This is a genomic window from Actinospineispora eucalypti (assembly GCF_039543365.1).
Taxonomy (GTDB): Bacteria; Actinomycetota; Actinomycetes; order Mycobacteriales; family Pseudonocardiaceae; genus Pseudonocardia; species Pseudonocardia eucalypti.
Genome location: NZ_BAABJP010000007.1, coordinates 157,011 through 179,386 on the forward strand (window position 1 = coordinate 157,011; position 22,376 = coordinate 179,386).

The following is a 22,376-nucleotide window of genomic DNA, read 5'->3' on the forward strand; positions in this document are numbered from 1 at the left end:
TGAACCGCCGACGATTGGAAGGTGGCTACCGCGGGCCTTAAGTTCTGCTCAACAGTGCTGCCGGGGCCGCATGATCGGTAGTAGCGTCCGGCGAATGGCAGGCAACGGGCGGGTTCGGGTCAAAAGCATCGAGCAGTCCATTGCCGACACCGATGAGCCAGGCACGAAGCTCCGAAAAGATCTCGGGGCGCTGGACCTGGTGGTGTTCGGCGTGGCGGTCGCGGTCGGGGCGGGCATCTTCACCCTCACCGCGAGTACGGCGGGCAATGTCGCCGGTCCATCGGTATCCCTCGCGTTCGTGATGGCGGCGATCGCCTGCGGGCTGGCCGCACTGTGTTACGCGGAGTTCGCCTCGACCGTGCCGGTGGCAGGCAGCGCGTACACGTTCTCTTACGCCACCTTCGGTGAGCTGATGGCCTGGATCATCGGCTGGGACCTGGTGATGGAGTTCGCGGTCGGCGCGGCGGCGGTGGCCAAGGGGTGGGCGCTCTACCTGGCCCAGTTCCTCGGGTATCTCGGCCTGGGGGCCAAGAGCACCACCGTGCACCTCGGCCCCATCCCGGTGGACTGGGGGGCGTTCCTGCTGGTCGCGCTGTTGACCTGGGTGTTGGTGGCCGGTGTGAAGCTGTCCAGCAGGGTGAGCCAGGTGATCACCGCGATCAAGATCAGCGTGGTCCTGCTGGTGGTGCTGCTCGGCATCGCGTACATCAACGTGGACAACTATTCGCCGTACATCCCGCCGGAGACCGCGATCGCGGACGGCGGCAAGTCCTGGCTGGACCAGACCCTGTTCGCGCTGTCCGGCGGTGGGGGCACCGCGTTCGGCGTGACCGGCCTGCTGGCCGCCGCTTCCCTGGTGTTCTTCGCGTTCATCGGGTTCGACGTGGTGGCCACCACCGCCGAGGAGACCCGCGACCCGAAGCGGGACGTCCCGCGCGGCATCATCGGTTCGCTGGTCGTGATCACCGTGCTGTACGTGTCGGTGTCCCTGGTGCTCACCGGGATGGTGAAGTACACCGACCTGGCCACCAAGGCGGACGGCACCAGGGCGACCCTGGCCACCGCGTTCGCCATGCACGGCGTCACCTGGGTGGCTGTGATCATCTCGCTCGGCGCCCTGGCCGGATTGACCACGGTGGTGCTGGTGCTGATGCTCGGCCAGACCCGGGTGCTGTTCGCCATGTCCCGGGACGGCCTGCTGCCGCGCGGCCTGGCCCGGACCGGCGAGCACGGTACGCCCACCCGGATCACCCTGATCGTGGGCGGCGCGGTGGCGCTCGCGGCGACCCTGTTCCCGGCGGACAAGCTGGAAGAGATGGTCAACATCGGCACGCTGTTCGCCTTCGTGCTGGTGTCACTGGGTGTGCTGGTGCTGCGGCGCACCCGACCCGACCTGCCGCGCGCGTTCCGCACGCCGTTGGTGCCGGTCGTCCCCGTGCTCGCCGCGCTGGCCTGCCTCTGGCTGATGTACAACCTGACGGCGCTGACCTGGCTGCGGTTCGTCGGGTGGATGGCGATCGGGTTCCTGGTGTACTACGCCTACGGCCGGCGGCACTCCCGGCTGGCCGCCGCGTCGGCCGGCGGCGTCGCGCCGGTGCCGGATCGGGGGTAAACCCGACACCGGGTTCGGGGGGTGGCTCCTCGGAGTTGGGGGGCCACACCATCGAGTGAATGTCTCGTGGGTGACACCGTTTGTGCAGGCCGCAAACGACCCCCCCACGAGAGGCAACTCCGATGAGTTCCGACCCATACACCTCACCGGTTGGCCCCCCGCAGTCGCCCCCGCGTTCGGGGATCTCGGTTCGCACCACGATCGTCGTGTTGCTGGCCGCGTTCGCCGTGCTGGTCGGGATCGGAGCGCTGCTCGCGGGTCCGGTGTCCAACCCGACGACGACCACCGAAGCCGCCGCCGAGCCGGCCGCCGCATCGGTAGCGCTGGAGAAGACGTCCTCGGCCGGCGCCAACCCGTTCATGACGCCGGTGGGCGCGGACCAGGAGGGCGTGACCGCGCCGGCCGACACCGCCGGACAGTTCGGCGGTGACACCCCCGGCCTCTTCGCCGACAACGGCGACCAGACCACCTGTGACGGCAAGACCCTGGTGGCGAACCTGCAGGCCGACCCGCAACGGGCGAACGCCTGGGCCGGTGCGCTGAGCATCAAGGCCGAGGAGATCCCCGGCTTCGTCAACACCTTGACCCCGGTGGTGCTGCGCGCGGACACCGCCGTCACCGCGCACGGCTACGCCGACGGCCGGTACGACTCGTACCCGGCGGTGCTGCAGGCGGGCACGGCGGTGTTCGTGGACAACTACGGCGAGCCGACGGTGAAGTGCTACAGCGGCAACCCGCTCACCGCCGCCGCGAAGCAGGACGACTCCTCGTACACCGGTGAGACCTGGCAGACCTTCCGCCCGGGCTCGGTGACCTACGTCCGCCCGGCCACCGTGGTGATCAAGGACTACACGTTCATCCACGTGCGCTACGGCCGTCCCGTCCACTGCAAGCGGGACCACTGGTGGCCCAAGCGGCACCACGACAAGGACTGGGACCACGTGTGGGACAAGGACCGTCACGACGACGACCACAAGAAGGACCACGACAAGGACCACGACAAGGACCACGACAAGGACCACGACAAGGACCACGACAAGGACCACGACAAGGACCACGACAAGGACCACGACAAGGACAAGCCGGGTGACAAGCCCGGAGACAAGCCCGGAGACAAGCCCGAGGACAAGCCGGGGGACAAGCCGGGGGACAAGCCCGGAGACAAGCCGGGGGACAAGCCCGGAGACAAGCCGGGGGACAAGCCCGGAGACAAGCCGGGGGACAAGCCCGGAGACAAGCCGATCGATCCGGGCAACGGTGCCGGCGACAAGCCCGAGACCAAGCCGATCGACCCGGGCAACGGCGCCGGCAACCCCGACAAGCCCAAGCCGGTCGTGCGGGACCACCGTGACCCGAAGCCGGAGCCGATTGTCCGGGACCACCGTGACCCGAAGCCGGAGCCGATCGTGCGGGACCACCGTGACCCGAAGCCCGAGCCGATTGTCCGGGACCACCGGGAGCAGAACTCGGAGCCGATCGTGCGGGACCACCGGGAGCAGAAGCCGGAGCCGATCGTGCGAGACCACCGGGAGGAGACGTCCGAGCCGGTCGTCCGGGACCACCGCGAGTCGAGCAGCAAGCCGGAGACTCGGGATCACCGAGGTGAGTGATCCCCTCCTATGAAGGGGGACCTGAGGCCATCGTCCTGGTGACGGTGGCCTCAGGTGTTTCCTGGTTCAGCAGGTCCTCGCAGGTGCGGGCCAGCACGGCGGCCGCGTCGCGGCGTGCGGAGGTGCTCACCGGGTGCGCGGCCAGGCGTTGCCAGTGCGCCAGTTGGTCGGCGGCGGCGGCCCGGATCTGCTCCCGGTCGGCGTCCTCGGCGAGGCCCAGACGGATGGCCGGGCTGTTACCCGTCCAACCCAGCAACCGCTCGGCCAGCCGCCGGTCGGGACCGTCCAGCGGAGGTGCCTCGGCGCACAGCGACTCGGCGAGGTCGATCTCGGCCAGCTCGTGCGCGTTGGCGCGCAGGCGGTCCAGCCGGTAACGCAGGTCGTCCGTATCCGGTTCGGTGCTGAGCTCCGCGACGCAGCGCATCGCCGCGCGCACCTTGCGCGCCTCGGCCGGCCGGGCGTACCGCCAGGTCAGCAGCTCGACTAGCCGGGGCAGCCCGCTGCGTTCCACCAGCTCGCGGGCCAGATGGTCGGCATCGTCGACGGTGCCGTCCCGGATCAGCGCCACGGCGGCCCGGACCCCGAACCGCCCGAGCCAGCCGACCAGCTCCAGCTCCGCGGGCGGCTCGGGGGCCACAGCGGCCGACGGCCCGGCGGACATGTCGACGGGCGGCGCGGCGGACACGTCGGCGGACGGCCCCGGGGGTGGGTCGGCGGGCGGCGCGGGGGGCGGCGCGGCGGGCACCTCGGGGGGCGGCGTGTCGGACACGTCGGCGGACGGCCCCGGGAGTGGGTCGGCGGGCGGTGCGGGGGACGGCGCGGCGGGCACCTCGGGGGGCGGCGTGGCGGACGTGTCGGCCGGTGGGTCGGCGGAGTTCCGTGAGGCCAGGTCGCGCAGGGCGGCGAAACGTTCCTCGGTCAGTGCGGCCGCGGCGACCGCGAGCAGCGCGGCGATCGGCAGCACGGTCTGGCAGTGCCGGCCGAGCTGGGCGTGCTCGCGGTACTCCTCGGCCAGCGCATTGGCCAGCTCCAGCGCGTAGGTCGCGCCGTCGGCGCTCTCGTCCGCCCTGGTCAGCAGGCCTACCACCGGTTCGTCTCCGGGTTGGGGCGGTGGATCGGTGGGACCCCGCAGCAACCACAGCGTGGCCACCGGCGCCGGGCCGGCCGGGCCGGGGTCGACCAGCTCGAACCGTTCTCCGCCCGGCAGGGTCCGCAGCGCTTCGGCCAGGGTGGTCCGGCCGGCGCCCGGGGCGCCGTGCACGGCCAGGTGGGGCGGTTCGCCGAGCTCGGCGGTCAGCTGGTCGATCCGGTCGCGGGCGGCTCCATCCGGGTGTCGTTCGGCGGCCGCAAGCAGCAGTTCCCGAGCCTGGCCGAGCAGCGATTCCGGGTCGAGCGGAAGGGCCGTCGCGCGGGACGGGGCGCCCTCGGGATGCCGGGGGCGGATCACCGGGCGGGTGAGCGGAGGGAGATCGGCCGGTGCGGGCGCCGCCGGTGCGAGGGCCGCCGGTGCGGGCGCTGACGGCGCGAGGGCCGCCGGTGCCGGCGCTGCCGGTGCGGGCGCTGCCGGTGGGAGGGCCGCCGGTGCGGACGTTGCCGGCCCGGGGGGCGCGGGAGCCGGGACCGCGATGCCCGGCCGGATCAGCCGGCCGGGCATGGTCGCGGCTTCCAGCAGCGGCAGCGTGCCGGACGGGGGCACCGGAACCGGCTCGGTGAGCGGTGCGGTGCGCCGGAGCGGTTGGTCCGCCGGCAGCGGTACCCAGCCCGAGATCGTGGTGCCCGCCCCCGGCGTGGAGTCGACGGTGATCTGGCCGCCCACCGAGATGATCCGGGTGCGCACGTTGCGCATGCCCCGGCCGGGCGCACCGATCGCGTCCAGCGTGCCCGCCGGGTCGAACCCCGGCCCGTCGTCGCGCACGCTGAACCGCAGCCGGCCGGGCTCCGCGCCCACCCGCACGGTGATCGTCGCGCCCGGCGCGTGCTTGCGGGCGTTGTTCACCGCCTCCAGGCAGCAGAAGTAGACCGCCGACTCCAGGTCCTCGGCGAACCGGTGCGTGGCCAGGAACTCGTCGATCTGCACGGCCACCGGTTGCTCGGCACCGGCGTCCGTGGCGAACGCGGCGCGCAGTGCCTCGGCCAGTCCGCGCTCGGTGAGCGCGATCGAGGAAACCCCGGCCGCCGTCCGGGCCAGCACCGCCTCGGCCTCGTCCACCTGCTTGATCAGTTGGTCGAACCGGTCCCTGGCCTGGGCCAGCGCACCGGTGGAGACCTCGTGCTCCACCAGGCCGAGGGCCAGCCGCAGGGTGACCAGGTGGTGTTGCGCGCCGTCGTGCAGGTCGCGCTCGATGCCCCGCCGTTCGCTGTCCATCTCGGCGACCGCCTGGCGCCGGGAGGCGGCGATGTCCTCCGCGTGCGCCAGCGCGGCGCGCAGCTGGCGTTCCAGCTCGATGCCCAGCCGGCTGGCCTGCAGCACCGCGCCGAGGCTGTCCGCCACGTCGTGCAGCAGGGTGCGCCGCTCGTTGTGCAGGCCGGCCACCGCGCCGCGATCCACCGCGATGGCCCCGATCTGCTCCTGTCCCTGGCGGATCGGCAGGGTCACCAGAGAGGCCGCGAGCGACTCGTCGGAGGCTCTGTCGATCTCCCCGGACCAGGTGTACGTGCGGCTGCGCAGGCCCGGGCGCAGCACGGTGAGCTGGCAGTACCGGGCGCTCAGGCCTCGACCGATGGCCTCGGCCAGGCCGGCCAGGTCCGGGCCGTCCGACGAGCTGGTGCGGGACAGCGCGGCCACGTCGGCCAGCACGCGGTACGGCGTGGGACGCTCGCCGTAGAGCAGCCGGTCCACCAGGCGCTCGGCGCGCAGGTAGACCGGAAGGAAGGCCACGGCGGCCACGGCGGTGGCCACGGCGGCGGCGGCGATCGAGCCGGCTTCGCTGTTCGCGTCCGGCAGCCAGCCGACGATCGCGTGGATCACCACGAAGCCGCCGCCGACCAGCACCACCACCATCACCGAGGCCAGCCCCCGGCTGAACGCCCGCTCGGCGCTGTGCGGCCGGTCCCGGCGCACCGCCACCAGCACGGAAACCGCGACGCCGGCCGCGGCGAGCCGGGAGAACCAGAACAGCAGGGCGGTCGGCTGCGCGGTCGGCGGCTGGTTCGCCGACACGCTGTGCGCGGTCGGGTCGACCAGCATCAGCCCGGGCTGGTCCAGGTACCACAGCAGCAGGGTGAGCACGACCAGCACCGCGCCGGTGCCCACCGCCGCGAGCAGCGCGGCGAACAGCAGCCGGGCCTGGGTGCGCAGCTCGGCGGTGGGACCCCGGCTGATCCGGTACGGCAGCACGGCCAGCCCGACCATTGGCACGCCGAAGCCGAGGAACAGGATGCAGCTGAGCGTGTGGGGCAGCAGCGCGGTACCGAAACCGATCACGCCCAGCGCGGCGGCGCCCGACGCGGCGAGCGCACCGCGCCCCAGGGTCCCCGAGGCCGCCGTCCGCCCCAGGCGGCCGACCGGCACCAGCAGCAGCGCGATCAGGTATGCCGCCCCCGCGACGCCGTGCAGGAACACCTGGTGCAGCCCGCCGACGTCGAAACCGGTGGCGTCCCGCACCGCCACCGTGGTGGCGTGGGCCTGCAGGTTGAACGCCCCGGCCGACCCGATCATCGCCAGGGCGAGCAGCTGCTGGACCCAGCCGCGCGGTCCCATGAACAGCAGCAGCCCGGCCAACACCAGGTTGACCAGGGACAGCAGGTAGTCCAGGACCGCCTGGCCGGCCGGTTCGCCGCGCGGCACGGCGGCCAACAGCCCGCGCGCCCAGCCGGCTCCGCCGCCGGCCAGGTCGGTCAGGGCCTCGGCCGCGCCCGGGAAGTGCGCGGCCACCGCGACCGCCGCACCGACCGCCAGCCAGCCGAGGGACACCACGACGCACATCGCCAGCAGCACCGCGTAGCCGGCCGCCGCCGCGCGGGCGAGCAGCGGGTTCGGCTCGGGCGGGAGAGCCGCCGCGCCGGGCGGGCGGGCGGGCGCGGAAGCGCCACCCGCCGGGCTCAGGCGCCGGATGGTCATCGGGCCGCCGCCGGCACGACGACCGACGGGGCGAGTTGGTCGGGCAGCCAGGCGTGCAGCACCACCGAGGACTCGCCGTCCACCGTGAGCTCGAGGGCGCCACCCAGCGCGGCCAGCCGCTCGCTGTCCACGGCCAGCCAGGCGCGCAGCTCGTCGAGCGTGGCGGGTGGGTCCGGGTCGGTGATGGTCACCATGAGGTTGCCCTCGGTGTGCCGCAGGTACACCTTCAGCGGCCGCGCGCCGGGCCGCTCGGCGAGCTGCCGGATCGCGGAGGCGGTCAGGTAGTAGATGCCGGACTCCACCTCCCAGACCAGCCGGTCGGCCAGCTCGCCGGTCAGCTCCACCGGCCGGGGCAGGTCGGCGATCACCTCCTCCAGCGCGCCGAACGGCCCCTGGTCGCGCAGCACCGCCGGATAGACGCCCCGGGCGATCTGGCGGAACCGGTCCAGCAGCTCGTCCAGGTCCGTCGTGGCCCGGCCGATGGCGCCCTTGGCCTCCTCACCCGCCTGTTCGGAGGTTTCGGTGAGGGCGTCCCGCGCCTCGGCCAGGTCGGTGCGCAGATTGGTCAGCCGGTCCGTCGTCGCGCTGCCCAGCTCGCTGACCAGCCGGCGCCGTTCCACGTCCCGCGCCTGGTGCAGCCGCCACCGGGACGCGGCGAGCTCGGCGGCCAGCTCGTCGGCGCGGCGGACCCGCTCGGCCAGTGCGGCGTTCAGCGCCACGCCACGCAGCAACACGCCGGCGCCGTTCGCCACGTCCTGCATGAGCCGCTGGTCGGCCGGGGTGATCGGGCGCCCCGGCTTGGTGATGACCAGCACCGCGCGCAGCTTCGGCCCCTCCAGCACCGGCACCGCCTGGTCGGTCTCGGGTTCGGCCAGCAGGACCGCCAGGTTGTCCACCGCGCGCGGCTCCACCGCCGGGTTGGGCGCCGGGTAGGACGCCGCGACGACCAGCTTGTCGCCCACGGCCAGCCAGATCGCCGCGTGCCCCGCCCCCGTTCCTTCGCCGAGCACCCGGGCCAGACCGGGCAGGGCCTCGTCCAGCGAGCCGGCGCCGATTCGCGCGGAGGCCTCGGCCAGCGCCGAGTACGGCGTGGTGGTGGAGTCGTGGGCGAGCCGCTGCACCAGCCGGTCCACCCGCGTCAGCACCGGGCCGAGGCAGGCCACGGCGAGCGCGGCCGAGGCGAAGGGCAACAGCACCGCCGCCTGCGGCGGGTCCATCAGGCGCCCGACGAGCCCGATCACCAGTGGAAACACCACCGCGACGAAGCACGCGAGCAGGAGGTAGCGCAGCGACCTGGCCAATACCGTCCGGTTCATCGCGCACCTCCCGGCCTCGCGCGATACCTCTTGAACAGCAGACTAAGGGGTCAGACGCCGCTGTGCTGCGAGCGGAGATAGGTGAGCACGGCGAGCACCCGGCGGTGATGCTCGGAGGTGTCGGTGTGCAGGCCGAGCTTGCCGAAGATGTTGGCGATGTGCTTCTCCACCGCCTTGGGCGTGACGAACAGGCGGCTGGCGATGCCGTTGTTGGACCGGCCCTCGGCCATCAGGCGCAGCACGTCCAGCTCGCGCTCGGACAGCGAGGCCACCATGTCCTTCTTCTCTCCGCGCGGGCGCTCGACCAGCCGCTTGGCCAGCACCGGCTCGATCACGATCTCCCCGGCCTCGATGCGGTCCAGGGTGTCGGTGAGCACGTCTACGCTGCCCACCTTCTCCTTGAGCCGGTAGCCGACCCGCTCCGTGCCGATCTCCAGGATGCGCATCAGGTAGTGCGACTCGGCGTAGTGGGAGAGGAACAGCAGGCCCATGTCGGGGTGCGCGGCGCGCAGCCGTTCGGCGGTCACCAGGCCGCCGTCCGGCTCCGGTGGCATCCGGATGTCCAGGATGGCCACGTCGACCGGCTCGTTGGCCAGGAGGGCGACCAGCTCGTCCCCGCCGGCGACCGCACCGACTATCTCGTGGCCGGCCGCCCGCAGCAGCATCAGTAGTCCCTCGCGGAACAGGGCACCGTCTTCGGCCAGCGCTACTCGCATGGAATCCTCACCGTGATCGTGTCCGAGGCCTCCGGCCCGTGCCGGTCGACCGTGCCGCCGAGCGGCGCCGCGTGGTCTTCGAGGACGAGCAGGTAGTCGGGGTCCAGCCCGCACAGCGTGAGCACCAGGTCGGTCCCGTTCCGGCGCGCCGTGACCGCGAGCGGGCCGGCGTCCGGGGGGCGGACGACCAGGCATTCCGCGACGGCGAAGTACGCGGCGCCCTCGGCCTCCGGGCCGAACCGGTCGGCCTTCGGCACATCCAGCCTTATCTGGGCACCGCGGCGCTCGGCCAGCTCGGCCAGCGCCGGCCCGAGCCCGGCCTGGTCGAGCAGCGGCGGGTAGATCTGGTTCGCCACGTCGCGCAGCTCCTGCAGCACCGTGTGCAGCTCCTCCTGCAGCTCGCCGATGTCCGCCCGCCAGGCCTCGTCCTCGCCGGGCCGCCGCTGGCGCAGCAGGCCCAGCCGCAGGGCCAGCGCGGACAGGCGCAGCGAGGCGCCGTCGTGCAGCTGGCGCTCGAGCCGCTGCCGACGCCGCCACTGGACGGACTCCGCGCGCGAGGGCGCGGTGCCGGCCAGCCGGACGGGGCCCTCGCGGCGGGGAGACGCCGGGTTCATCGCCGAAGTATCCCGGGGAGATCACGTTGCGTGGAAGGGTGCTGACCCCATCCGGGGGTAGGGTTTTCCCTACCAGGACAACACCTGGTCACAGACGGGACAACCCTCTCGATCGAAAGTAGTCCCCTCAATAAGATAAGCACCTCACCAAGGAGGGGACGCGGTGGCGTACAACCTTGGCGTCGATCTCGGGACCACCTTTGTCGCGGCGGCGATCGCCTACCCGAAGCAGATAGAGATGGTCACCCTCGGCGACCGATCGGTGGTGGCGCCCGCGGTGGTCTACGTCCGCGAGGACGGCGAGCTGGTCACCGGGGACGCCGCCGGTCGGCGCGCGGTCAGCAACCCGGACCGGGTCGGCCGGGAGTTCAAGCGCCGGCTCGGCGACCCGACCCCGGTGATGCTCGGCGGCTCGCCCCATGCGGTCACCTCGCTGCTCGGCTCGCTGCTGCGCGACGTGATCGGCAAGGTCTCGGCGACCGAGGGGCACCCGCCGGAGCGGGTGGTGCTCACCCACCCGGCGAACTGGGGGCCGTTCCGCCGAGGGCTGTTCGAGGAGGTCCCGCACCTGGCCGGGCTGCCGGACGTCACCCTGGTCACCGAGCCCGAGGCGGCCGCCGCGCACTACGCGGCCACCCGCGACCTGGACGACGGCGAGATCATCGCCGTGTACGACCTGGGCGGCGGCACGTTCGACGCCACCGTGTTGTGCAAGCGGTCCGGCGGGGTGGAGATCCTGGGTACCCCGGAGGGTATCGAGCGGCTGGGTGGGGTGGACTTCGACGAGGCCATCCTGGCCCACGTGAACGTCGCCGCCGGCGGCGTGCTGGCCGAGCTGGACCTGACCGACCCGCAGACCACCATCGCGCTGGCCCGCCTGCGCCAGGACTGCATCCTGGCCAAGGAGGCGCTGTCCGTGGACACCGAGGCGGTGCTCCCGGTATTCCTGCCCGGCCGGCATTTCGACGTCACGCTGACCCGCGCCGAGTTCGAGCGCATGGTGCGCGCGCCCATCGAGTCCACCATCGGCGCGCTGGCCCGCACGCTGCGCTCCGCGCAGGTGGACGCCCGCCAGCTCAGCGCGGTGCTGCTGGTCGGCGGTTCGTCGCGGATCCCGCTGGTCGCGCGCATGGTTTCCGAGGAACTGGGCCGGCCCACCGTGGTGGACACCCACCCCAAGCACGCGGTCGCCCTGGGCGCGGCCACCCTGGCCGGGATGCCCGCCGGGAACGGGCACGCGCCCCGCCCGCCGGTCATCGGTACCTCCCGGCGCGAGCTGGACGACGCGCCGCTACCCGGCGGGGCGCCGGGCCGACCGGGCGGTACGCCCCCCGGCCGCCCCGTGCCGGCCACCCCGCCGGGCGGGCCGGACGCCACGCCGAGCGGAGCGGAGCGGAGCCAACCGATCCGGGCCGACCTGACGCAGACCCCGGGGACGTCGCCTTCGAGCCGTCCCGACGGAAAATCTCCTCCGGAAGGCCCTCGGCCCTCGGCCCGGCCCTCCCCGACGCCTCGCCCGGGCCGCCCGAACGGGACGCCGCCGTCCGGCCCTCCCGGCGGAACGCCGACGCCCCAACCGGGTCGTCCCACACCGACGCCTAAGTCGAGCCGTCCCACGCCGACGCCGACGCCGCAGTCGAGCCGTCCGACGCCGACGCCCCAGCCGAGCGCTCCGACGCCGACGCCTCAATCGGGCCGTTCGTCTTCGACGCCGCAGCCGGGTCGTCCGACGCCGACGCCGCAGCCGGGCCGTCCGACGCCGACGCCGCAGCCGGGCCGTCCGACGCCGACGCCGCAGCCGGGCCGCTCGACGCCGGCAGCCCAGTCGGGCCGTCCCAGTCCCACGCCGCGGTCCGGGCGCCCGACGCCGACCCCCGAGTCGGGCGGTCCGTCTTCGACGCTTCAGCCGGGTCGTCCGACGCCGACACCGCAGTCAGGTCGCCCGTCTTCGACGCCGCAGTCGGGTCGTCCGACGCCTACACCCCAGTCGGGTGGTCCGACTTCGATGCCGCAGTCGGGTCGTCCGACTCCCACACCCCAGTCGGGTGGTCCAACTTCGACGCCGCAGTCGGGGCGTCCGACTCCCCCACCCCAGTCGGGCAGTCCGACGCCGACACCCCAGTCGGGCAATCCGACGCCGACGCCGCAGTCGGGGCGTCCGACGCCGACGCCTAAGTCGAGTCGCCCGACGCCGACGCCGTCGAGTCGCCCGACTCCGACGCCGACGCCCAAGTCGGGCCGTCCGACGCCGACGCCTCAGCCGGACCAGCCGGAAGGCCCGGGCGGCTCGGACCCGACCCAAGGCACCGGCGCGGACCCGGCGCCCGTTGCGGGCGGCCGGGACCGGACGCCGTCGGCGGCCAGCGCGGACCTGACCGAACGCCCGGACGGGACGTCGCCGTCGGTCCGTCCGGCCCCGACGCCACGGCCGGGTCGCCCCGACCCGACGCCCGCCCCCGTGCTACCGGGTCAGGGCGCCGAGCCACCGAAGGTCGATACGCCCACCGGCTGGCAGCCGCCCATGCGAACCGACGTGACGCCTTCCGGCGGGCCGTCGACCGGACCCCAGCCGCTCGGCGGCCTCCCGGGGCAGTTCGGCGGGCAACCCCGGCCGAGCGCGCCGCCGCCGGCCGCCGACCCGTGGGCCGAGCAGTTCGGCCGGCGCACCCCGCCGCCGGCGCCGAGCTCCAAGGTCAACTGGCGGATGATCGGGTTCGGCGCGCTCGCGCTGGTCGCCGCCGTCTCGGTCTCGGTGGCGGCCTTCCTGGTCGTCGGGCAGCTGAGCTCGGGCAGCGAGCCGGTGGCCGAGCCGGTGACCAACCCGCAGGCGGTGGCGCCGCCCGAGCCGGCCGCCCAGGTGGCCCCCAGCGTGCCCGTGCCGAGCCTCGGGGAACCGATCCCGGCCGGGCGGACGCCGGGGTTCGTCGCGATCTCCCCGAACGGCCGGCTGGCCTACATCGCCAACCGGGGGGCGAACCTGGTCACCGTGGTGGACACCTCGATCAACAAGGTGATCGCCACCATTCCGGTGGACGCCGGGCCGCCGCAGTACGTGAACTTCTCGCCGGACGGGCGGCGGGTCTACCTGAGCATCTTCAACGAGCAGCGCACCATCGCCGTGGTCGGCGTACTGGACACCACGACCAACAAGGTGGTGGCGACCGTCCCGGTGCGCACCCGCCCGTTCCTCTCCGCGGTCACCGCCGACGGCCGGTTCCTCTGGGTGCCGAACCACGACTCGGGCACCGTTTCGGTGATCGACACCGCGAACTACGCCGTGGCCAAGGAGATCAAGGTCGCGGCCAACCCGCACTGGATCGAGTTCTCCAAGGACGGCACCAAGGCGTACACCGCGAACCACGAGTCGAACGTGGTATCCGTGCTCGACGTGGCCACCGGCAACGTGCTCGCCGAGGTGAAGGTGGGCACCAGCCCGCACAGCCTGGCCGTGCACCCCACCCGGCCGCTGGTGGCCAACGTCAACTACGACTCGGGCTCGGTCACGATGATCGACACCAACTCCAACCAGGTGACCGCGACCATCCCGGTCGGCAAGAACCCCCAGGAGATCTCCTGGGCGCCGGACGGCCGGTTCTGCTACGTCGCCAACGTCGGTGACGGCACCGTGTCGGTGATCAACGCGGAGACCAACCAGGTCACCGCGACCATCCCCACCGGCAACAGCCCGACCAGCGTCGGCGTGCTGCCCAACGGCAAGCAGGCCTACGTGACCAACCTGGACAGCGGGAACCTCGCGGTGCTGAACATCGGCGGCTGACCAGGGGGGTTCTCCCTACCCGGAAATGGCGGGTTGACCCAACTGGGAGTAGGGGCAGCTCGATGGTTCATCGTGCCTGGTAGGAGCACGCTTGGCTGGTCAGGGAAATCCCTCCGGAGAGGGCGGTCGAGATGCCAAGCACACTCAGCTACCGGGATCGCAAGGTGCTACGGGCCGTCGCCGAAGGGCGTTGCCGGTTGTCCTGTGACTGCGGGACCACGCTGGTCATCGACGGGGTGTGCTACTCGGACCAGTTCGCCGGGCGGCGGCTCACCCAGGCCGGCCTGATCGACGCCTCGGCCCGCGCGGACGTGCCGGCCCGGTTGACGCCGACCGGCTCGGCCCTGCTGCTGGCCGCGTGAGTCATGCACCGGTGCGGGGTGCGTACATGATGACCGCGACCCCGAGCAGGCAGAGCACCGCGCCGGCCAGGTCCCAACGGTCCGGCCGGAACCCGTCCAGCGCCATTCCCCAGGCCAGTGACCCGGCGACGAACACGCCGCCGTACGCGGCCAGGATCCGCCCGAAATGCGGGTCCGGCTGGAACGCCGCGACGAACCCGTAACCCCCGAGCGCAAGCACCCCGCCGGCGATCCACAGCCAGCCGCGCCCCTCCCGGAAGCCCTGCCAGATCAGCCAGGCACCGCCGATCTCGGCCACCGCCGCCAACACGAACAACAGCACGGAACGCGCCACCAGCATGGTCGGAGAGTGTGCCCGGTCACCGGAGGCAACCCGATCGGGGAGTGGCTCCGTCTCCGGGGCAGGAAAGGGGAGCGGACGATGACTCGGACACTGGTGGTGCTGGCGATCATGCTGGCGATGGTCGGCGGGAGCGGCGCGGCGGATGCCGAGTCCGGGATGGAACCGGCCGGGGCCAACCAGCTGATCGGCCGTTGGGTACCCGCCGACGGTGCCGGGGCGCACGACCCGAAACCGGCATTCGTCGAGTTCGCCCCGGATGGCCGGTGGACCGGGTCGGACGGCTGCAACGCGCAGCGCGGCCGCTGGCGGGCCGGCCCGGACGGCACCCTCTGGGCGACCGCCGGCCCATCCACCAAGATCGGCTGCTCGAACGTCCCGGTCGCCGCCTGGCTGGTGGACGCCTCGCGCGCGGCACTGGACGGCGGGACCCTCGTGCTCCTGGCCGCCGACGGCCGCGAGCACGCCCGCCTCACCCGCGCCTAGCGTCCTGAGCCGGAGGGTCGCGGCGAGGATCCGGCGATCCAGATGGATGCATCGCAAACGCTGGTGTCCAACTCGGAGGAGCTGGTAGGGGCGTTACCGGCGACGACGACAATGCCGCGAGGCGCCATCCGGGCGCCGGGCGCTGCCGCATGACTTCGGATCAGGACACTAGGGTCGCATGTGCTCTCCACGCAGAGCCAAAGCGTGGCCGTACAGAGCTCGGGGTGGTGCGGAGGCGCGCCCGATCGCTGGCGGGAGCCCCGGTCAGGCCGAGGCCTGACACTGCCAGCCGCGAATCCGCACCACCCTCGAGCGGGTCACCGCCGCTCGGCGTCGGCGACCCGGGGAGCCCGGGCCGAGGTGGGGCCCGGCCCGGACTGGTTCTTGGTAACCCGGTCAGTTCTGTGCGATCACCACGCGCTGGCCCAGGGTGAGACCGCTCAGGACCTGCGTCGTGGTGTCGCCGACCAGGCCCAGCTCCACCTGCACCTGCTTGGTGGTCCCATCCGCCTGCATGACCTGCACGACACCGGTGTTGCCGGCCCGCTGCACGGCGGCGGACGGCACCACGAGCACGTTGTCCAGGCCGCCGACGATGATCTTCGACTCGGCGGTGAGGCCGCCCTTGAGCCGGTCGTCGAGCTCGTTCAGCACCACGGACACGTAGTAGTTGGTGACGTCCTTGATCTGTGTTCCGACCGGGGCGATGGAGGCGACCGTGCCGGTCCGGCTCAGCCCGGGGACGGCGTCGAAGCTGACGTTCACCTTCTGCCCCGGCTGGATCTGCGCGGCGTCCGACTCCTCGAACGGCGCGATCACCTGGTAGCTGTTCACGTCCTTCAGGCTCATGAAGGAGTTGCCGCCGGGCCGGGTGGCCTTGTTGCCCTCGGAGTCCTTGTCCCCGGCGCCGGCCTCCACGTCGGGCAGGGAGACCCGGCCGCCCGGGGCCAGCGGCGTGGTGCCCGAAGCGCTGCCCAGGTACTCGCCGACGGTGCCGTTGATGCTGGACACCCGGCCGGAGACCGGGGCCCGCAGCACGGTGTCGTCCACGTCCCGCTGCGCGCGCCGCACCTCCGCCTCGGCGTCGGAGACCGAGGCCTCCTGCTCGGCGATCTCGTGCGGCAGGTCGAGCGCCCGTTCCTCGGCCTCGTTCTTCGCGGCGGCGGCGTCCCGCTTGGCGTTGGCCACGGCGACCCGCTGACGGGCGGAGTCCACGTTCTCCCGGCGCTGCGCCTGGCTCAGCTGGTTCTGCCCGTAGCGCAGCCGCCGCTCGTAGGAGGCGACCGCCTGCTTGCCCCGCTCGGCGCGTTCGCAGGACGGCGAGTGCAGGTTCAGCGGGTTCTCCAGCAGCAGGCCCTTGTCGCTCTTGGAGGTCAGCTCGGTGTAGTCGCCGTAGCCGCCGTAGCGGTGGGAGTTGCCGGTCGCCGACCGGTTGCACCGGCTCTGGTCGGAGCGCAGCTGGGCGCGCGCGTTGCGCAGCCCCTCCCGGTCGTCGGCCAGCTGGTCGCGCAGCTGCTTGATGTAGTCGCCGTTGGCGTCCCCGATCTCGTTGCGCTCGTCCTTGGTGGCGTCCAGGATGTCGTTGGCCCGGTCGTGGTCCTCGTCGGCGGCGTCCACCCGGTTGGAGTCGTTCAGCTTGTCCAGGCGGGCCTGCTCGACGTTGAACTTGGCGGTGGCCTTCTGCAGGTCGGCCTTGGCGTCCAGGTCGTCGATCATGGCCAGCACCTGGCCGGCCTGCACCTGCTGGCCCACGCTGACCAGCAGCTGGGTCAGCTTGCCTCCCTTGGCGAAGCCGAGCTTCTGCTCGGTGATGGCCTGCAGTGTCCCGGTGGCGGCAACGGTGTGCGACACGCTGCCCATGGCCACCCGCGCGGTGGTGGGTTCGGACTCGCCACTGCCGCACCCGGTGGCCACCAGCACCATCGGCAACACGAGTGCGGCAACCCTGAGCTGGCTCTGAAGCGTCATCTCTTCCTTCACTCGTGCCTCAATGCGTCGATGGGGCGCATGCGCGCGGCGCGGTTGGCCGGGTACGCGCCGAAGAACAGGCCGATGGACAGGCTGACCGTGAACGCCAGCACCACCGATCCCACGGAGAGCTGCGGAGGAGCGAACTGACCGAAGCTGGCGCCCAGCCCGGCACCGAGCAGGGACAGCGCGATGCCCACCACGACCCCGGCGATCCCGCCGACGCCGGCCAGCACGGTCGACTCGATGAGGAACTGCTTGAGGATGGCTTTGCGGCGCGCGCCGACCGCCTTGCGGATGCCGATCTCCCGGGTCCGCTCGGTGACCGTGACCAGCATGATGTTCATGACGCCGATCCCGCCGACCAGCAGCGAGATCGCCGCGATGGCCGCGAGGAACACGGTGAACACGCCGTTCATCTGGGTGAAGTTCTGCAGCAGCTCCAGGTTGGAACGGACCTCGAAGTCCTTCTGCGCCGGGTTGTGCACCTTGTGGCGGTCCATCAGGATCTGGGTGATCTTGGACATGGTGGCCGGCACGTTGGCCTGGCTGGTTGCCTCGACGACGATCTGGTCCACCTCGTCGTCCCCACCGACCAGGTAGCTGCGCGCCGCGGTGATCGGCATGACCGCGATGTCGTCGTTCTGTCCGTTGGGCGCGAGCACGCCGACCACCTGGAAGGACTGCCGGCCGATCCGGATGGTCTGGCCGAGCGCGCCCGCGCTGAACCCACCAAAGATCTTCTGCACCGGCTTCTCCCCGAGCACCACCACGCGGCTGCTGGTGCGCACGTCGCCCTCGGTGAAGAAGTTGCCGGCGGCCATGGTCCGGTGGAACGCGGCCAGATAGTCGCTGGTGGAGCCGTAGACCGTGGTCCGCCACATGGCGTTCTGGCTGTCCAGGACCGCGCTGGCGTTCTTCACCGGGGTGACGCTCTTGAGCCGGGGCGACTGGCCGGCGTCCCGCAGCGCGTCCACGTCCTTGTCGGACAGCGGCTGCGCCTTCCCGTTGGCCGCCACGCTGCCCCGCGACTGCTGCACCCCGATGAGGTTGGTGCCCAGCGACTCGATCTGGTCGTTCAGCCGCGCCGACGTGCCGTTGCCTAGTGCGACCAGCAGGATCACCGCCGCGACACCGATCATGATGCCGAGCATGGTGAGCAGGGAGCGCAGCCGGTTGGCCTGCAGGCCGCGCAGCGCCACCCGCACCGCTTCACGCAGCGTCATCCGGTCACCTCCGAACCCGCCGCGGTGGCGGCGGTGCGCCGGGCGGTCTTCTGCTCGGGCAGCGGGCGGGTGTCCGCCGAGTCGTTGAGGATGCGCCCGTCACGCAGCCGGATCACCCGGCGCGCGTACGAGGCGATCTCCTCTTCGTGGGTGATGAGGACGACGGTGCGGCCCGCGTCGCTCAGGCGCACCAGCATCTGGGCGATCTCGGCGCTGGCGGCGGAGTCCAGGTTCCCGGTCGGCTCGTCGGCCAGCAGCATGGTCGGCTCGGTGACTAGAGCGCGGGCGATGGCCACCCGCTGCTGCTGGCCGCCGGACAGCTCGTTGGGAAGGTGGCGCTCCCGGTCGGTGAGGCCGACCTCGGCCAGCGCCTCCTTGGCCCGGCGGGTGCGGGTGTCGTCCTTGGCGTACAGCAGGGGGAGCTCGACGTTGGCGATGGCGGTGGTGCGGGGGAGCAGGTTGTACGACTGGAAGATGAAGCCGATCTTGCGGCCGCGGATGTCCGCGAGCTGGTCGTCGGACAGCCGGGCAACGTCCACGCCGTCCAGCAGGTAGCGGCCGGCGCTGGGCACGTCCAGACAGCCCAGGATGTTCATCATCGTGCTCTTGCCCGAGCCGGACGGGCCCATGATGGCGACCAGTTCGCCCTCGTTGATGGTCAGGTCGACGCCGTCCAGCGCGCGGACCTCTACCTCGCCCGCGCGATATATCTTCGTCACAGCTTCTAGCTGAATCATCGCCCCCGCCGTTACAGCGCCACGCTGGGTCATCTTCGCCTGGTCATCACGCGACCGTGGGATCCCCCTTTCCGGCAACGAGGGTATTGCCGCGTAGTGACGTCACCGAGACTTTCCTACAAGGCTCACAGCGGTGTCATTCGATCGGAATTCCAGAGGGTGACCGGTCGATTCAGTGGCCGATTGCGGCCTGTTACTGGTGTTACGGATGAGCGAGCTGGGGAATCTTCAGAATTGAGTGAGCTAAATGGGCCATGTGAGTGAGCGCTCACCGGTGACTGCAGCTGCACCTCAAGTTGAGATTTATTCACTCTAACGTGAGGATCGTCGGCGTGTCGCTCACGCTCCGCGTTTTTAGATGGATTTTGCCACCCCATCAGGCGACGATGTGCGCCAAAAGTCTCACTCCTGTAGGTATTTTGTGACCGCCGCACGGGTCTGACGTGGACAACCGGATCTGCCACGCACTAGGACTAAGCCCCGGTTAAGGCGAAAGGCGCCTTTGCCGACAAGTCGGGAGGAAAGAATGAGCAGCAAGCTCGGGCGTCGTGCCGCTTCGGCGGTCGCCGCCGCGGCGCTGGCCGCAGGTGCCTCGGCCCTGTTCGGCGGCGTTGCGTTCGCTGGCGTGAACGACAATGACGGCGGATTCGGTGGAGCCGGCGGCGGCGCGAACGCAAACTGCGTGGTCCCGATCGGTGCATCGGCCGGGGTGATCGGCCAGGGCGGGCCGGTCGGGCAGTGCAACGCGACCGGCGGGCCTGCCGGAGCCGGTGGCACCGGCGCCGCGTTCTGACCGCGCGGTAGTCGCCTCAGTGCGCTGGTAACGGCTTCGGGGTGGAGGCCCCCGGATGCATCGGGGGCCTCCACCACCTCAATGTTAGACCCGGCTGGGTAGGCCTACTGTTAAGAAACCGGTCACACACGTTAACGGGCGTCCGATTTCAGTAATTCTACCTCCGGTAAGTATTGACCCCGAGCTGTCGGCGGGGTGTGCACGAGCGAATATCGGCCGGCGAATAGCCTGACGGGCTCGTTCGGTTTCGACCGACGGGATGTCGGGGGACAAGTCGGGCGCCGGCCGATTTCAAATTGAATCGCGTCGCATGTCTTTGGGCGCGGCAAACGAAGATCTTCGTCGGGTCGAAAAGCGATTCGGCGTCAAGAAATGATCTCTGGAGGTTATCGTGATCCGCAGGAAGTCCGTGCTGGCTAGCGCGGTCGTGACGCTGACCGCCGCGGGTGCCGCGATGTTCAGCGGCCTGGCGCTGGCCGGTGGACACCACCACGGCGGCACGCACGACAACGACGGTGGCAACGGCGGCGACGGCGGGGAGACCAAGGTCAACTGCGTGCTGCCCATCGGCGCTTCGGCCGGCATTCTCGGCCAGGGCGATGACGTGTCGCAGTGCAACGCCGTCGGTGGCAACGGCGGCGAAGGTGGCGACGGGGTCAACTAGTCCCCTGCCTAGCTCTCCCGCACACGCCTAACTGGGCGCGTGCTCGGTCCAGCGCCTTCGGCGCTTAGACATCCGCCACGGATGACGGCGCGGTGCGGGTCTCGTCTGATGCTCCGAGACCCGCACCGCCGCCGGTCCCCGGCAGTCGGTTCGAGCATCGTTCGAGCATCAAACAGGAGACATGGTTCAGGTGAGCAAGGTTCGTGCGGTGGGCCGCGTGGCGGCATTGGCCGGCATGTTGGTGGCCTCGGCCGGCGTGTTCGCCGGCGTCTCACATGCCGACAGCGACGACGGCGACAACGGCCGCGGCGGCACCGGGCACGCCAAGTGCAAGCGGGGCTTCCTGGGCCTGCCGACCGGCAACCAGTGCAACTCGCGCGACGGCGCCCGGGGCGGCTCGGACGACGAGGGCGACGAGAAGCCGCGCCACGTGTCGCGGTCCCGGGGTGAGTCCCGGGGCGAGGAGCAGAGCCGGGGGGAGCGGGTCGGCAACGCCGGTGACGAGAAGACCCGCGAGGAGATGGCCGACGACGCCGGCGGCGAGAAGACCCGCGCGAACCTGGAGCGCGAGCGCGACCGGGACGACGAGGCGGGCTACGGCAACCGGCACGGTCGGGCCGGGACGGCCGGCAACGCGCGCCGGATCGGCCCGCTGGAGCGGGACCGCCCGAAGCGCAAGCCCTTCGTCGCGGGTAGCCGGGGCAGCTACACCAACGTCTACGACGCCGCGCGGGACAGCGGCGCCGGCCTTTACGACGGCTCGGCGTATTAGCCCGCCATGAGCGCGGAGCCGGGGCCGGTCACGGTGAGCTGGCCGCTGCTGGTGGAGTCCCTCGACCGGGACGCCACCGCGGCGAGGATTCCAATTCTGCTGACCTGGAGCAGCGGCGACCCCCTCGTGGTGGTCTGCGAGTTCCCCGAGGAGCGGGTCAGCTGGATCATCGGCCGGGACCTGTTGGGGGCCGGGCTGGACGCCCCCGCCGGGCTCGGGGACGTGGCCGTGCTGCCCGACCTGCTCGACCCGGAGCGGCTGGAGCTGATCCTCAGCTCGCCGTACGGCCGGGTCGGGCTGTTGTTGCCTCGCTCGGAGCTGGCCGCGTTCCTGCGCGCCACCCGCGAGCCTCCCGAGCCACCCGAGCTGGTGGGCGAGGCCCGGTCGCCCGAGGGCGACCTCGCCGACTGGGAGTGGTGACTACCTAGGCACCGTGGCGAACCGGCTGATCGGCAGCACGATCAGCCGAACCTTCCCGATCAGCGCGTCCACCGGCACCGGGCCGTTCTGCGCCGCGCGCGAGTCGACCGAGTTGCTCCGGCTGTCGCCCATCACCCACAGCTGCCCCGGCGGCACCCGGACCGGCGCGAACCGGGCCTGCGCGGCGCGGCCGGACTCGGGGTCGTAGTAGATGTACGGCTCGTCCAGCGGCCGGCGGTCCACGAGCAGCCGGTTCCGAGCGTCGCAGCAGGCCACCGTCTGGCCGCCGACCGCGATCACCCGCTTGACGAAGTCCACCCGCTCCGGGCTGACCAACCCGAACGTCGCGCCGACCGCGCGCAGCGCGCCGACCAGCGCGTTCGACGAGGGCGACGGGTGTGGGAGCTCCGCGTTGCGCCAGCTTTCCGGCACCGTGAACACCACGATGTCGCCGGGCTCGGGGTCACCGAACCGGTAGGCCAGCCGGTCCACCAGCACCCGGTCGTTGTCGCAGCCCGGGCAGCCGTGCAGGGTCTGCTCCATCGACCCGGACGGGATGGTGAAGATCTTCGCCACCAGCAGCGGGACCAGCAGTGCGAGCACCGCGAGCACCAGCAGGAGCTTCAGCCCCCGGCTCAGTCCCTCGTCCGGCTGCTCGGTGTGCTTCTCCGACGGCATGTCGGAACGTGCGGCATCGACCATGTTGGACTCATCCCCCGAATTGTCCCCCGACCCGCGGCGCCGTACCGATATACCGCCGCGGTGCCCCTGAAGGTACCCGGGCCGCCCACCCGGACGTGGTCCGGGGGAGGAGACGCTCCGGGTGTGTCCTCGCGGGTCTTCGTCTTCGTACACACGGTTCGTTCGCCAAGCTGGCCGTCGGCGACCCGGCCGTGCTGGTG

At 71.9% G+C, this 22,376-nt stretch carries 18 protein-coding genes; 9 read left to right on the forward strand and 9 right to left on the reverse strand.

Annotated elements, in window-relative coordinates:
* Positions 1-94: 94 nt before the first annotated feature.
* Positions 95-1,612, forward strand: coding sequence for an amino acid permease (locus ABEB12_RS08270; RefSeq protein ID WP_185064320.1), 1,518 nt, complete (start codon positions 95-97; stop codon positions 1,610-1,612).
* Between the two features lie 122 nt (positions 1,613-1,734).
* Entirely contained in the window at positions 1,735-3,222 is a 1,488-nt protein-coding gene (locus tag ABEB12_RS08275) for a DUF6777 domain-containing protein (protein WP_185064321.1), read from the forward strand.
* Between the two features lie 7 nt (positions 3,223-3,229).
* Here ABEB12_RS08275 and ABEB12_RS08280 read toward each other — a convergent pair whose 3' ends face one another.
* Genes ABEB12_RS08280 through ABEB12_RS08295 form a run of 4 tightly spaced genes read right to left on the reverse strand, consistent with a single transcriptional unit; the run spans position 3,230 to position 9,928 of the window.
* Positions 3,230-7,282 (reverse strand): ATP-binding protein, encoded by a 4,053-nt coding sequence (locus ABEB12_RS08280; protein WP_185064322.1) that lies wholly within the window; start codon positions 7,280-7,282, stop codon positions 3,230-3,232.
* Complete coding sequence (locus ABEB12_RS08285) at positions 7,279-8,598, reverse strand: sensor histidine kinase (RefSeq protein ID WP_185064323.1); 1,320 nt, start codon at positions 8,596-8,598, stop codon at positions 7,279-7,281. The genes ABEB12_RS08280 and ABEB12_RS08285 overlap by 4 nt, the downstream gene beginning before the upstream one ends.
* Positions 8,599-8,648: 50 nt before the next feature.
* Positions 8,649-9,314, reverse strand: a complete 666-nt coding sequence (locus ABEB12_RS08290; protein WP_185064324.1) for a LuxR C-terminal-related transcriptional regulator — start codon at positions 9,312-9,314, stop codon at positions 8,649-8,651.
* The gene (locus ABEB12_RS08295) at positions 9,305-9,928 is read right to left on the reverse strand and encodes a histidine kinase (RefSeq protein ID WP_185064325.1); all 624 of its coding nucleotides are present in this window, start codon (positions 9,926-9,928) and stop codon (positions 9,305-9,307) included. Before ABEB12_RS08295 ends, ABEB12_RS08290 begins: the two co-directional genes overlap by 10 nt.
* A 163-nt stretch (positions 9,929-10,091) precedes the next feature.
* On the opposite strand from ABEB12_RS08295, the gene ABEB12_RS08300 reads away from it, so the two are divergent.
* Entirely contained in the window at positions 10,092-13,706 is a 3,615-nt protein-coding gene (locus ABEB12_RS08300) for an Hsp70 family protein (RefSeq protein WP_185064326.1), read from the forward strand.
* A 131-nt stretch (positions 13,707-13,837) separates the two neighbouring features.
* Positions 13,838-14,068, forward strand: a complete 231-nt coding sequence (locus ABEB12_RS08305) for a hypothetical protein (protein ID WP_185064327.1) — start codon at positions 13,838-13,840, stop codon at positions 14,066-14,068.
* Position 14,069: 1 nt separating this feature from the next.
* On the opposite strand, the gene ABEB12_RS08310 is transcribed toward ABEB12_RS08305, so the two are convergent.
* Positions 14,070-14,408: a YnfA family protein gene (locus ABEB12_RS08310; RefSeq protein ID WP_185064328.1), complete on the reverse strand. Its 339-nt coding sequence runs from the start codon at positions 14,406-14,408 to the stop codon at positions 14,070-14,072.
* Between the two features lie 81 nt (positions 14,409-14,489).
* On the opposite strand from ABEB12_RS08310, the gene ABEB12_RS08315 reads away from it, so the two are divergent.
* Entirely contained in the window at positions 14,490-14,894 is a 405-nt protein-coding gene (locus ABEB12_RS08315; RefSeq protein WP_185064329.1) for an META domain-containing protein, read from the forward strand.
* A 396-nt stretch (positions 14,895-15,290) separates the two neighbouring features.
* Here ABEB12_RS08315 and ABEB12_RS08320 read toward each other — a convergent pair whose 3' ends face one another.
* Genes ABEB12_RS08320 through ABEB12_RS08330 form a run of 3 tightly spaced genes read right to left on the reverse strand, consistent with a single transcriptional unit; the run spans position 15,291 to position 18,825 of the window.
* The gene (locus ABEB12_RS08320; protein ID WP_185064330.1) at positions 15,291-16,862 is read right to left on the reverse strand and encodes an HlyD family efflux transporter periplasmic adaptor subunit; all 1,572 of its coding nucleotides are present in this window, start codon (positions 16,860-16,862) and stop codon (positions 15,291-15,293) included.
* Between the two features lie 8 nt (positions 16,863-16,870).
* The gene (locus tag ABEB12_RS08325; RefSeq protein ID WP_185064331.1) at positions 16,871-18,088 is read right to left on the reverse strand and encodes an ABC transporter permease; all 1,218 of its coding nucleotides are present in this window, start codon (positions 18,086-18,088) and stop codon (positions 16,871-16,873) included.
* Positions 18,085-18,825 (reverse strand): ATP-binding cassette domain-containing protein, encoded by a 741-nt coding sequence (locus ABEB12_RS08330; protein ID WP_185064332.1) that lies wholly within the window; start codon positions 18,823-18,825, stop codon positions 18,085-18,087. The genes ABEB12_RS08325 and ABEB12_RS08330 overlap by 4 nt, the downstream gene beginning before the upstream one ends.
* Positions 18,826-19,351: 526 nt before the next feature.
* On the opposite strand from ABEB12_RS08330, the gene ABEB12_RS08335 reads away from it, so the two are divergent.
* From ABEB12_RS08335 to ABEB12_RS08350, 4 genes are all read left to right on the forward strand, one after another.
* On the forward strand, positions 19,352-19,618 hold the full coding sequence (locus ABEB12_RS08335) for a hypothetical protein (protein WP_185064333.1): 267 nt from the start codon (positions 19,352-19,354) through the stop codon (positions 19,616-19,618).
* Positions 19,619-20,009: 391 nt separating this feature from the next.
* A complete protein-coding gene (locus ABEB12_RS08340; protein WP_185064334.1) occupies positions 20,010-20,282 on the forward strand; it encodes a hypothetical protein in 273 nt (90 codons plus the stop codon).
* A gap of 190 nt (positions 20,283-20,472) precedes the next feature.
* The gene (locus ABEB12_RS08345; RefSeq protein ID WP_185064335.1) at positions 20,473-21,054 is read left to right on the forward strand and encodes a hypothetical protein; all 582 of its coding nucleotides are present in this window, start codon (positions 20,473-20,475) and stop codon (positions 21,052-21,054) included.
* Between the two features lie 6 nt (positions 21,055-21,060).
* Positions 21,061-21,474: an SsgA family sporulation/cell division regulator gene (locus tag ABEB12_RS08350; RefSeq protein WP_185064336.1), complete on the forward strand. Its 414-nt coding sequence runs from the start codon at positions 21,061-21,063 to the stop codon at positions 21,472-21,474.
* Here the strand turns inward: ABEB12_RS08350 and lepB are convergent, their stop codons facing one another.
* Positions 21,475-22,176: a signal peptidase I gene (gene lepB, locus ABEB12_RS08355; protein WP_185064337.1), complete on the reverse strand. Its 702-nt coding sequence runs from the start codon at positions 22,174-22,176 to the stop codon at positions 21,475-21,477. It lies immediately after the preceding gene.
* Between the last annotated feature and the right edge of the window lie 200 nt (positions 22,177-22,376).